The organism is Pseudomonas sp. MWU16-30317 (genome assembly GCF_020515695.1).
GTDB lineage: Bacteria > Pseudomonadota > Gammaproteobacteria > Pseudomonadales > Pseudomonadaceae > Aquipseudomonas.
On sequence record NZ_JAIWJA010000005.1, the window covers coordinates 65,815 to 78,512 of the forward strand.

Genomic DNA, 12,698 nt, shown 5'->3' on the forward strand with positions numbered 1-12,698 from the left:
CCGGACCCCGGTACAATCTCCCCTCCAAACATCTCTACCCTGTGGGAGCGGGCTCTGCCCGCCAAGCTCTACGGCCGGCCTGGCAGCTCATGGCTGAGGTCATTCGCGGGCACGGCCGGTTCCCACAGGGGCTGATTCGGCTTCATATAGGATCAACATGTCGGTTTCCTTCGTACATCTACGCCTGCACACCGAATACTCGCTGGTCGATGGCCTGGTGCGGATCAAGCCGCTGGTCAAAGCCCTGGCCGGGATGAACATGCCCGCCGTGGCGGTCACCGACCAGAACAACATGTGCTCGCTGGTCAAGTTCTACAAAAACGCCATGGGCGCCGGCATCAAGCCGATCTGCGGTGCCGACCTGTGGATGGCCGGACGTGACGCCGATGCGGCCTTGAGCCGCATCAGCCTGTTGGCGATGAACGCCAAGGGCTACCGCAATATCACCGAACTGATTTCCCGCGGTTTCATCGACGGCCAGCGCAATGGTCAGGTGATCATCGAGCGCGAGTGGGTCGCCGAAGCCAGCGAAGGGGTGATCGCCCTGTCCGCGGCCCGCGAAGGTGAAATCGGCCTGGCCCTGCTAGGCGGTAACCCTGGCGATGCCGAGCACCTGCTGCGCGAGTGGATGGCGGTGTTCCCGGATCGCTTCTATGTCGAGGTCCAGCGCACCAACCGCACCAACGACGAAGAATACCTGCACGCCGCCGTCGCCCTGGCCGATCGCCTGGGCGCGCCGCTGGTAGCCACCAACGACGTGCGCTTCATCAAGCAGGAAGACTACGAAGCCCACGAAACGCGCGTTTGCATCGGCGAAGGCCGGGCGCTGGACGACCCGCGCCGCTCGAAGAATTACAGCGATCAGCAGTACCTCAAGAGCCCGGCAGAAATGGCCGAGTTGTTCAGCGACTTGCCCGAGGCGCTCGAGAATACCGTCGAGATCGCCAAACGCTGCAACATCGACGTCAAGCTGGGCAAGCACTTCCTGCCGGATTATCCAATCCCCGATGGCATGACCATCGACGAGTATTTCCGCAAGGTCTCGTTCGACGGCCTGGAAGAGCGCCTGGCGGTTCTGCTGCCCAAGGACACCACCGAGGATTACGACGCCAAGCGCCAGGTCTATGTCGATCGCTTGAATTTCGAACTGGACATCATCATTCAGATGGGCTTCCCCGGTTACTTCCTGATCGTCATGGACTTCATCCAGTGGGCCAAGAGCAACGGCGTGCCGGTCGGGCCTGGGCGTGGGTCGGGTGCTGGCTCGCTGGTCGCCTATGTGCAGAAGATCACCGACCTCGACCCGCTGGAATACGACCTGCTGTTCGAACGGTTCCTCAACCCGGAACGGGTCTCCATGCCCGACTTCGACGTCGACTTCTGCATGGACGGTCGTGACCGAGTCATCGAGTATGTGGCCGATAAATACGGGCGCAACGCGGTCAGTCAGATCATCACCTTCGGCTCCATGGCGGCCAAGGCGGTGGTGCGTGACGTGGCGCGGGTGCAGGGCAAGTCCTACGGCCTGGCCGATCGCCTGTCGAAGATGATCCCGTTCGAAGTGGGCATGACTCTGGAGAAGGCCTACGAGCAGGAAGAAATCCTGCGTGACTTCCTCAAGACCGACGAAGAGGCCGGCGAAATCTGGTCCATGGCCCTCAAGCTCGAGGGTATCGTGCGTAACGTCGGCAAACACGCCGGCGGCGTGGTCATCGCCCCCACCAAGCTCACCGACTTCTCGCCGATCTACTGCGACGAAGAAGGCAGCGGCCTGGTAACCCAGTTCGACAAAGACGACGTCGAGGCGGCCGGCCTGGTGAAGTTCGACTTCCTTGGCCTGCGCACGCTTACCATCATCGACTGGGCGCTCAAAACCATCAACCGCGAACGGGCCAAGGTCGACGAGCCGCCGCTGGACATCGCCTTCATTCCGCTTGATGACAAGCCGACCTACACGCTGCTCCAGAAGGCCGAAACCACTGCGGTGTTCCAGCTCGAGTCGCGGGGCATGAAGGAGCTGATCAAGAAGCTCAAGCCCGACTGCCTCGAAGACCTTATCGCACTGGTTGCGCTGTTCCGCCCGGGCCCGCTGCAATCGGGCATGGTGGACGACTTCATCAACCGCAAGCACGGCCGTGCCGAGCTGGCGTACCCGCACTCCGATTACCAGTACGAGGGTCTTAAGCCCGTGCTGGCGCCGACCTACGGCATCATCCTGTATCAGGAACAGGTGATGCAGATCGCCCAGGTCATGGCCGGTTACACCCTCGGTGGCGCTGACATGCTGCGCCGCGCCATGGGTAAAAAGAAACCCGAGGAAATGGCCAAGCAGCGCGGTGGCTTCATCGAGGGCTGTGCGAACAACAATATCGATCCGGATCTGGCAGGTAACATCTTCGACCTGGTAGAAAAATTCGCCGGTTACGGTTTCAACAAGTCTCACTCCGCAGCCTATGGCCTGGTCTCCTATCAGACCGCCTGGCTGAAAACCCACTACCCGGCGCCTTTCATGGCAGCGGTGTTGTCGGCGGACATGCACAACACCGACAAGGTCGTGACCTTGATCGAAGAAGTGCGCACCATGAAGCTGCGCCTCGACGCACCGGACGTGAACACCTCGGAGTTCAAGTTCACGGTGAACGACGACGGCCGCATCGTCTATGGTCTGGGCGCCATCAAGGGCGTGGGGGAGGGGCCGGTGGAGGCCATCGTCGAATCCCGTCAGAGCGGGCCGTTCAAGGACCTGTTCGACTTCTGTGAGCGGGTCGACCTCAAGCGCATCAACAAGCGTACCCTCGATGGCCTGATTCGCAGCGGTGCGCTGGATCGTCTGGGGCCGTTCTTTCATGACGAGCCCAAGGCCTACCAGGCCACTATCGATCAGAACCGCGCGGTGTTGCTGGCCTCGTTGGAAGAAGCCATCAAGGCGGCCGAACAGACGGCGCGCACGCTGGACAGTGGCCATATCGACCTGTTCGGTGGCTTGTTCGTCGAGGCGGATGCCGATGTCTATGCCCCCCATCGCAAGGCGCGCCCGCTAACGCTCAAGGAACGCCTGAAGGGGGAGAAGGACACCCTGGGGTTGTACCTCACCGGTCACCCGATCGACGAATACGAAGGCGAGATCCGCCGTTTCGCTCGCCAGCGCATCATCGACCTCAAGCCTTCTCGCGAAAGCCAGACGGTGGCGGGCATGGTCATCGCGCTGCGGGTGATGAAGAACAAGAAGGGCGACAAGATGGGCTTCATCACCCTCGACGATCGCTCGGCGCGGATCGAGGCGTCGCTGTTCGCCGATGCCTATATCACCGCGCAGAATCTGCTGCAGACCGACGCAGTGGTGGTGGTCGAAGGCGAGGTCAGCAACGATGACTTCTCCGGCGGCCTGCGCTTGCGGGTCAAGCGCGTGATGACCATGGAAGATGCCCGCACGCAGCTGGCCGAGAGTCTGCGGTTGAAGGTCAACGTCGAGGCACTCAAGGGCGATCGGATGAGCTGGCTGGGCGAGTTGCTCAGGCGCCATCGCGGCGCCTGCCCGGTGACCATGGACTACACCGGCCAGGATGCCAAGGCCATGCTGCAGTTCGGCGAAGCCTGGCGAATCGACCCGGCCGACAGCTTGATTCAAGCACTGCGTGACCAGTTCGGGCGTGAGAACGTCTTTTTGCAATACCGTTGATTCAGAGCCCGCCGGTGGCGTTTCGAAACGCGCGCCGCCAGCGAGGCATGGCTCGACCTGATTTTTAAACTCGACCTGAATGCGCCAATTCCGTAAGGTATGGCGCCAAACGGATCAACCGGCCGGCCGCCTGGCCGTCGACCCAAGACGGAAGACTATGAACCCGAATTTTCTTGATTTCGAACAGCCGATTGCCGACCTGCAGGCCAAGATCGAAGAATTGCGCCTGGTCGGTAACGATAACTCTCTGAATATCGGCGATGAGATCTCGCGTCTGCAGGACAAGAGCAGCACGTTGACCGAGAGCATTTTCGGCAATCTGACCAGCTGGCAGATTGCCCGCCTGGCGCGTCATCCACGCCGCCCGTACACCCTGGACTACATCCAGCACATCTTCACCGAGTTCGACGAACTGCACGGCGATCGGCACTTTTCCGATGACGCCGCTATCGTCGGTGGCATCGCCCGCCTGGACGAGCAGCCGGTGATGATCATTGGTCATCAAAAAGGCCGTGAAGTACGCGAGAAGGTGCGTCGCAACTTCGGCATGCCGCGCCCTGAAGGCTACCGCAAGGCCTGCCGTCTGATGGAAATGGCCGAGCGCTTCAAGATGCCGATCCTGACGTTCATCGACACCCCCGGCGCTTATCCGGGCATCGACGCCGAAGAACGCAACCAGAGCGAAGCGATCGCCTGGAACCTGCGCGTCATGGCACGATTGAAAACCCCGATCATCGCTACCGTTATCGGTGAAGGCGGTTCGGGCGGTGCGTTGGCCATTGGTGTCTGCGATCAGCTGAACATGCTGCAGTACTCCACCTACGCGGTGATTTCGCCGGAAGGCTGTGCCTCGATCCTGTGGAAGACCGCCGAAAAGGCGCCGGACGCTGCCGAGGCCATGGGCATCACGGCCGAGCGCTTGAAGGGCCTGGGCATCGTCGACAAGGTCATCAACGAGCCGTTGGGCGGCGCTCATCGCGATCCGGCCAAGGCAGCGGCCAACATCCGCGCCGAGCTGACTGCGCAGCTGGACATGCTCAAGGGCTTTGACAACGACACGCTGTTGGCGCGCCGTTATGAGCGTCTGATGAGCTACGGTCTGTAATAAGTCTACGCTGGCGATAGCGGTCTCAAGCCTTGCACCTGTGGGAGCAAGGCTTGCCCGCGAAGACGCCGGCAGCAACATCCCATACCTTCAATCCAGTCCGCAGGGCCCGATCATGCTCGATCAGCTGCTGCAGCAACTCACTCCCTACCGCAATGCCCCCGCCTGGCACATCGCCTTCTCCGGCGGTCTCGACTCTACCGTCCTGCTGCATCAACTCGCCGAACTCGCCCGCCTGCACGCGTTGCCACCACTCAGCGCTATCCATGTCCATCACGGCCTGCAAGCTGCTGCCGATGATTGGCCCGCACACTGCGAGGCAGTCTGCGCGCAGCTTGGCATACCCTTGCAGGTGATCCGCGTTGAAGTCCAGCCCGGCGCCAGCCTCGAGCAGGCCGCGCGGGACGCTCGCTATCAGGCATTTATCGAGTGTCTGCAGGCCGGAGAGGTGCTCCTGACCGCCCAGCATCGCGACGATCAGGCCGAAACCCTGTTGTTCCGGCTATTGCGCGGCGCCGGGGTGCGCGGATTGGCCGCGATGCCGCGCAAGCGGGTGCTGGGCGCCGGGCTGCTGGTACGACCCCTGATCGATGTTCCCCGGGCGCGCCTGCATGGCTGGGCAACCGAGCGGCAGGTCCCGTGGGTCGAAGACCCTAGCAATGCCGATGACCGTCCGTCGCGCAATTTTTTGCGGTTGAAGATATTCCCCGCGCTGGTGACTCGCTGGCCCCAGGCCTCGCAGAACATGGCCAGGGCTGCGGCCCATGTGAACGAGGCCCTGCAACTGCTGGAAGAATTGGGGCACGAAGACCTCGAAGATGCGCTGATGGGCAACAGTTACCCGTGGCTCGGCGTGCCTACTTTGTCGTTGCCGCCCCTGCGCCGGCTCTCCGCCGCCCGTCAGCGCAATGCGCTGCAGACCTGGCTGGCGCCGTTGACGCGCCTGCCAGACGCCACACATTGGGCGGGATGGCATGACCTGCGCGACGCCACCCCGGCCGCCACGCCGATCTGGCGACTGGCCGATGGCGAGCTGCACGCCAGCCAGAAGCGTATCTGGTGGCTGTCCGGCTACTGGTTGCAGCCGCCGCTGCCCGTCGGCCCCTGGCTCGACCCCAGCCAGCCTTTGCTCCTGCCCGGCAATGGCGAGCTGCGCTGGACGGGCGACATTGCGCCGGGCCATCTCGAGGTTCGTTATCGCCAAGGCGGCGAGACCATGAACCTGCAAGGCCGCGGCCATCGCGACCTCAAGCGTCTGCTCAACGAAATCGGCGTCCCCGCATTCGCCCGCGCGCGCCTGCCGTTGCTGTATCTCGATGGCGAGCTTTACGCGGTGGCCAATCAAGGGCGCCTCAATCGTGAAAGCGCCATGCTGAAATGGTCACCCCCGAACAACGACGCATCACTCGCGCGCAACGTTTGAGATGAAAGGCGCTTTCCGGTAGACTACGCTCCCTTCTTGATACAACTTCTGTGGATTCCAGTAATCGCAGGGGTTGCCGATGTCCAAATGATTTTTGGCCATCGGGGGCTTCGGCCTTCCTTCGCTTTCCCCGGCGGCTCTGACCGCTTTAACGCAGACTTCTAGGGTTTTTCATGACGCGCTACATCTTCGTCACGGGCGGTGTTGTTTCTTCATTGGGGAAAGGCATTGCTTCGGCATCATTGGCGGCCATCCTGGAGGCGCGGGGGCTTAAGGTCACCATGCTCAAGCTGGATCCGTACATCAACGTCGATCCAGGGACCATGAGCCCTTTCCAGCACGGTGAAGTGTTCGTCACCCACGACGGTGCCGAGACCGACCTCGACCTGGGCCACTACGAGCGGTTCATCCGTACGACCATGACCCAGAACAACAACTTCACCACGGGCCGTGTCTACGAGCACGTTCTGCGCAAGGAGCGCCGTGGTGATTATCTGGGCGCGACCATTCAGGTCATCCCGCACATCACTGACGAAATCAAGCGCCGAGTCATCAAGGGCGCGGGTGATGCCGACGTGGCGCTGGTCGAAATCGGCGGCACCGTGGGTGACATCGAGTCGCAACCGTTCCTCGAGGCGATCCGCCAGCTGCGTTTCGAAGTCGGCGCCAAGCGCGCGATGCTGATGCACCTGACGCTGGTTCCGTACATTGCCACCGCGGGCGAAACCAAGACCAAGCCGACCCAGCATTCGGTCAAGGAACTGCGCTCCATCGGCCTGCAACCCGACGTGCTGGTGTGCCGTTCCGATCACGCGATCGACGTGTCCTCGCGCCGCAAGATCGCACAGTTCACCAACGTCGAAGAGCGTGCGGTCATCGCGCTGGAAGACGCCGACACCATCTACAAGATCCCGGGCATCCTGCATTCCCAGGGCCTGGATGATTTCGTCGTCGAGCGTTTCGGCCTGCAATGCGGCAGCGCCGACCTGTCCGAGTGGGAAAAGGTCGTCGACGCCAAGCTCAATCCAGAGCACGAAGTCACCATCGCCATGGTCGGCAAGTACATGGAACTGCTGGACGCCTACAAATCGCTGATCGAAGCGATGAGTCACGCCGGCATCGCCAACCGTACCAAGGTCAACCTGCGCTATATCGACTCCGAAGACATCGAAAACCAGGGCACCGGCCTGCTCGAAGGCGCCGATGCGATCCTGGTGCCGGGCGGTTTCGGCCTGCGTGGCGTCGAAGGCAAGATCACTGCCGTGCAGTTCGCCCGTGAAAACAAGGTGCCTTACCTGGGTATTTGCCTGGGCATGCAAGTGGCGGTCATCGAGTTCGCGCGTAACGTGCTGGGCTGGAAAGACGCCAACTCCACCGAGTTCGATCGCGCCAGCGGCCACCCGGTCGTGGGCCTGATCACCGAGTGGGAAGACGCCACCGGTGCAGTCGAAACCCGTACCGAAACCTCCGATCTGGGCGGCACCATGCGCCTCGGCGCGCAGGACTGCCAACTGGTAGCCGGTTCCAAGGTGCACGACTGCTATGCCAAGGATGTGATCGTCGAACGTCATCGTCACCGCTATGAAGTGAACAACAACCTGCTGCCGCAATTGATCGAGGGCGGCTTGATCGTCTCCGGTCGTTCTGGCGACGGCGCGCTGGTGGAAGTGGTCGAAGGTCAGGATCACCCATGGTTCGTGGCATGCCAGTTCCACCCCGAATTCACCTCGACTCCCCGTGACGGCCACCCGCTGTTCAGTGGCTTCGTCAAGGCGGCACTCACTCAACACCAGAAGAAGGCTTGAGTCATGGCACAAAAGATCATCCGCGTCGGCGCCATCGAGGTCGCCAACGACAAGCCGATGGTGCTGTTCGGTGGCATGAACGTGCTGGAGTCCCGCGACCTGGCAATGCAGATCTGCGAAGAGTACGTGCGCGTTACTGAAAAGCTGGGCATCCCTTACGTGTTCAAGGCCAGCTTCGACAAGGCCAACCGGTCTTCGGTAGCGTCCTATCGTGGTCCGGGCCTGGAAGAAGGCATGCGCATCTTCGAAGAGATCAAGCGCACCTTCAACGTACCGGTGATCACCGACGTCCACGAGCCCGCGCAAGCGGCCGTGGTCGCTGAAGTCTGCGACATCATCCAGCTGCCGGCCTTTCTGTCGCGCCAGACCGATCTGGTCGTGGCGATGGCCAAGACCAACGCCGTGATCAACATCAAGAAGGCCCAGTTCCTCGCGCCCCAGGAGATGAAACACATCCTGGCCAAGTTCGAAGAAGCGGGCAACGACCAGTTGATCCTGTGTGAGCGTGGCACCAGCTTCGGCTACAACAACCTGGTGGTCGACCCGCTGGGCTTCGGCATCATGAAGCAGTTCGAGTATCCGCTGATCTTCGACGTGACCCACGCCTTGCAAATGCCGGGCGCACGCCTGGATTCGGCCGGTGGTCGTCGTGCTCAGGTGACCGATCTGGCCAAGGCAGGTCTGAGTCAGGGCCTGGCGGGCTTGTTCCTTGAAGCCCACCCTGACCCTGACAACGCCAAATGTGACGGCCCGTGCGCCTTGCGCCTGAACAAGCTGGAGCCGTTCCTGTCTCAGCTGCAGGCTCTGGATCACCTGATCAAGAGTTTCGACCCGATCGAAACCGCGTAACGGTAATTTCGGGTAGAGTATCGCTCGATTTGTTTACTGGTCGTGCGTCCATCCCGGCGCATGGCCGGGTGGTAACGGCAGCCTGAAGTACGCCTTCGCGGGCAAGCCTTGCTCCCACAGGCGCACATCTGTGGGAGCAAGGCTTGCCCGCGAAGGGGCCGTCCGCCTTGCCGACTATTCAGAACCAGCCGCACAATCTCCCCACTGTCCTAGTCAACTTCGGAGTGCTCATAACAATGGCAAAAATCGTCGACATCAAAGGTCGTGAAGTTCTCGATTCCCGTGGCAACCCTACCGTCGAGGCCGATGTGCTGCTCGACAACGGCATCATCGGCAGCGCCTGTGCGCCGTCGGGTGCGTCGACTGGTTCGCGTGAAGCTCTGGAACTGCGCGACGGCGACAAGAGCCGTTACATGGGCAAGGGCGTACGCAAAGCGATCGCCAACATCAATGGCCCGATCCGTGATGCGCTGCTGGGCAAGGACCCGGTTGATCAGAAAGCCCTCGACCACGTGATGATCGCGCTGGACGGCACCGAGAACAAAGCGTCGCTGGGCGCCAACGCCATCCTCGCCGTGTCGCTGGCCGCTGCCAAGGCCGCCGCCCAGGACCAGGACCTGCCGCTGTACGCGCACATCGCCAACCTCAACGGTACGCCGGGCGTGTACTCCATGCCGGTGCCGATGATGAACATCATCAATGGCGGCGAGCATGCCGACAACAACGTCGATATCCAGGAGTTCATGGTTCAGCCGGTCGGCGCCAAGAGCTTCTCCGAAGCACTGCGCATGGGCACCGAGATTTTCCATCACCTCAAAGCCGTGCTCAAAGGCCGTGGCCTGAACACTGCAGTGGGCGATGAAGGTGGTTTTGCACCGAACCTGGCCTCCAATGAAGACGCCCTGGGCGCCATCGCCGAAGCCGTCGAAAAGGCCGGCTACAAACTGGGCACCGACGTGACCCTGGCCCTGGACTGCGCCGCCAGCGAGTTCTATGACAACGGTACCTACGACCTGGCCGGTGAAGGTCACAAGTTCGACGCTGAAGGCTTCGCCACCTACCTGGCCGGCTTGACCGAGCGCTATCCAATCATCTCGATCGAAGACGGCCTGGATGAGTCTGACTGGGCCGGCTGGAAAATCCTCACCGACAAGATCGGCGACAAGGTGCAACTGGTGGGTGACGATCTGTTCGTGACCAACACCAAGATCCTCAAGGAAGGCATCGACAAGAAGATCGCCAACTCGATCCTGATCAAGTTCAACCAGATCGGCACCCTGACCGAAACGCTGGAAGCCATCCAGATGGCCAAGGCAGCCGGTTACACTGCGGTCATTTCGCACCGTTCGGGCGAAACCGAAGACTCCACCATCGCTGACCTGGCTGTAGGTACTGCGGCAGGCCAGATCAAGACGGGCTCGTTGTGCCGTTCCGACCGCGTCTCCAAGTACAACCAATTGCTGCGCATCGAAGAGCAGTTGGGCGACAAGGCGGTCTACCGCGGTCGCGCAGAATTTCGCGGCTGAATAGCGGGATCTGCCAGCGCGGTCGAGCAAGATGCATGACCGTTGCTCGGGCGGGGCATTTCACAGCCGGGCAATAGATGGTAAAAAGATGCCAGCCGTCGGCGCGGATCATTCTGCGCCGTCGTTGCTGGCAGATGCTTCAGAGTGCTGAGCCCGGTGCATGCCGGGCTTCGTGCCATCAGACGATCCATGATGTGATCGTCTTTACCACTGGATACCTTGATGCGCAGTCCTTACTGGTTGTTCCTCGTTTTGCTCGCCCTGTTGGGTGGGTTGCAATACCGCCTGTGGGTCGGTAATGGCAGCCTGGCCCAAGCCACCGAGCTGCGCCAGCAGATTGCCGACCAGGAGGCTGAAAACAAGCGCCTGGAAGAACGCAATCGCGTGCTCGACGCCGAGGTGTCCGAGTTGAAGAAAGGCATGGAAACCGTTGAGGAGCGTGCCCGCCAGGAACTGGGCATGGTCAAGAACGGCGAGACTCTCTATCAGTTGGCCCAATGAATTCAGCGTTACCTGCCTTCTGGGCAGTCATCCCCGCAGCGGGGGTAGGCGCGCGCATGGCCGCCGACCGCCCAAAGCAATACCTGACCCTGGGTCAGCACACACTGCTCGAACATAGCCTCGGCTGTTTTCTCGATCACCCGGGGCTCAAGGGCCTGGTGGTCAGCCTGGCAGTGGACGATCCCTATTGGCCGAATCTGGCCTGCGCCACCGACTCGCGTATCCAGCGCGTGGCCGGCGGTGTCGAGCGTGCCGATTCGGTGCTCAACGCCTTGCTCTATCTGCACGGGCAGGGCGCCGACGATGACGACTGGGTGTTGGTGCATGATGCCGCGCGGCCCAATCTGGCGCGCAGCGACCTCGATAATCTGTTGATGCAACTCGGCGACGATCTGGTCGGCGGCTTGCTGGCGGTACCGGCGCGGGACACCCTCAAGCGCGCGGACAGTAACGGCCGGGTACGCGAGACGGTAGATCGCAGCAGCATCTGGCAGGCCTATACACCGCAGATGTTCAGGCTCGGCGCCTTACACCGGGCGCTGGCCGACAGCCTGGTAGCGGACGTGGCAATCACCGACGAGGCCTCGGCCATGGAGTGGGCCGGGCAAGCGCCACGGCTGATCGAAGGCCGTGCCGATAACCTCAAAATCACCCGTCCGGAAGACCTTGAATGGTTACGCCAGCGGTGGGCGAACAAGCCAGGTTAGCCCCGTTATCTTGCGGCGTTTTTGCCGGCCTCATCGCGCCCTGACGCGCAGTGAACCTTGCACGTGTGGGCGCAAAGCTTGCTCGCGAACAGGCCCGCAAATTCAACCCAGGTACTCCGGCCGTTTGCTCAGCATCTCCCTTAGATAATCCACCAGCTTGCGCACTTTTGGCGACAAGTGCCGCTGCTGCGGATAAAGCGCCCACACTGCCGTATTCGGCGGCTGGTGCGCCTCCAGCAACGAGATCAACGCGCCGCTGCGCAAATGCTCCAGCACGTAATAATCCGGCAGCTGACACAAACCGATGCCTGCCAGCGCAGCGTCCAGCACCGCCTGTCCGCTGTTGCAGCGCCAATTGCCCTGCACCCGTTGCGATAATTCCCGGCCATCCTGTTGCAGCGCCCATTGGTCCGAACTGCCGACCAGGCAATTGTGCCGCGCCAGCTCCGACAGACTGTGGGGCCGGCCGTACCGAGCCAGATAGGACTTTGATGCGCACAGGTACATGCGCCGTGGCGCCAGACGCGTGGCCACCAGTTGCGAGTCCTGCAGGCGACCCAGGCGGACGGCCAGGTCGATCCCTTCGTGAACCAGGTCCAAAGGTCGGTTGCTCAGCTCGATATCGATCCGCAGTTGCGGATATTGGCCCATGAACTGCGTGACCAGTGGCACGATAAAGCGCTCGCCGTAAGCCACCGCGCAGGTCATGCGCAGCAGGCCCTTGGGTTCGCTGGCCAGATCACCCACGGCGCGCAGCGCCTCTTCGCGACCGTCCTGCAACCGCTGGCAATGTTGCAGGAAGGTCTGCCCGGCCTCGGTCAGCGTCACCCTGCGCGTGCTGCGGTAGAGCAAGCGCGTTTGCAAGCGATCTTCGAGGCGTGCGATCTGTCGGCTGACGTGCGAGGCCGAGACGTCGAGCCGCTCCGCTGCCGCGGTGAATTGACTGCACTCGGCCACCGCGACGAATTCGTCTATACCTTCCCAGCGGTTCTCGTTCATCGGACTGGCATCTTGATTGTCCCTGTACAGCAATAATATTTTGTTGCGAGATGGATTATTAATCAAATGATCATGAATTACACTTCAGCGCTTCTGTTATCTCT

Annotated in this window: 9 protein-coding genes; 8 read left to right on the forward strand and 1 reads right to left on the reverse strand. The window is 61.6% G+C overall.

The features are described from left to right. The first annotated feature begins 157 nt into the window (after positions 1 to 157). The 8 genes from dnaE (at position 158) to ispD (ending at position 11,595) form a co-directional block, all read left to right on the forward strand. Positions 158 to 3,679: a DNA polymerase III subunit alpha gene (gene dnaE, locus LIX93_RS15565; protein WP_226504957.1), complete on the forward strand. Its 3,522-nt coding sequence runs from the start codon at positions 158 to 160 to the stop codon at positions 3,677 to 3,679. Positions 3,680 to 3,836: 157 nt separating this feature from the next. Further along, positions 3,837 to 4,784: an acetyl-CoA carboxylase carboxyltransferase subunit alpha gene (locus LIX93_RS15570; protein ID WP_226504958.1), complete on the forward strand. Its 948-nt coding sequence runs from the start codon at positions 3,837 to 3,839 to the stop codon at positions 4,782 to 4,784. Positions 4,785 to 4,899: 115 nt separating this feature from the next. Then, on the forward strand, positions 4,900 to 6,207 hold the full coding sequence (gene tilS / locus LIX93_RS15575; protein ID WP_226504959.1) for a tRNA lysidine(34) synthetase TilS: 1,308 nt from the start codon (positions 4,900 to 4,902) through the stop codon (positions 6,205 to 6,207). Between the two features lie 173 nt (positions 6,208 to 6,380). Next, a complete protein-coding gene (locus tag LIX93_RS15580; protein ID WP_226504960.1) occupies positions 6,381 to 8,012 on the forward strand; it encodes a CTP synthase in 1,632 nt (543 codons plus the stop codon). 3 nt (positions 8,013 to 8,015) lie between these two features. Beyond that, positions 8,016 to 8,861 (forward strand): 3-deoxy-8-phosphooctulonate synthase, encoded by an 846-nt coding sequence (gene kdsA / locus LIX93_RS15585; RefSeq protein WP_226504961.1) that lies wholly within the window; start codon positions 8,016 to 8,018, stop codon positions 8,859 to 8,861. 236 nt (positions 8,862 to 9,097) lie between these two features. After that, positions 9,098 to 10,387: a phosphopyruvate hydratase gene (gene eno / locus LIX93_RS15590; protein WP_226504962.1), complete on the forward strand. Its 1,290-nt coding sequence runs from the start codon at positions 9,098 to 9,100 to the stop codon at positions 10,385 to 10,387. Between the two features lie 222 nt (positions 10,388 to 10,609). After that, positions 10,610 to 10,888: a cell division protein FtsB gene (ftsB, locus tag LIX93_RS15595; protein WP_226504963.1), complete on the forward strand. Its 279-nt coding sequence runs from the start codon at positions 10,610 to 10,612 to the stop codon at positions 10,886 to 10,888. Continuing rightward, the gene (gene ispD, locus LIX93_RS15600) at positions 10,885 to 11,595 is read left to right on the forward strand and encodes a 2-C-methyl-D-erythritol 4-phosphate cytidylyltransferase (RefSeq protein WP_226504964.1); all 711 of its coding nucleotides are present in this window, start codon (positions 10,885 to 10,887) and stop codon (positions 11,593 to 11,595) included. Before ftsB ends, ispD begins: the two co-directional genes overlap by 4 nt. Positions 11,596 to 11,697: 102 nt before the next feature. Here the strand turns inward: ispD and LIX93_RS15605 are convergent, their stop codons facing one another. After that, positions 11,698 to 12,594, reverse strand: coding sequence for a LysR substrate-binding domain-containing protein (locus LIX93_RS15605; RefSeq protein ID WP_226504965.1), 897 nt, complete (start codon positions 12,592 to 12,594; stop codon positions 11,698 to 11,700). Between the last annotated feature and the right edge of the window lie 104 nt (positions 12,595 to 12,698).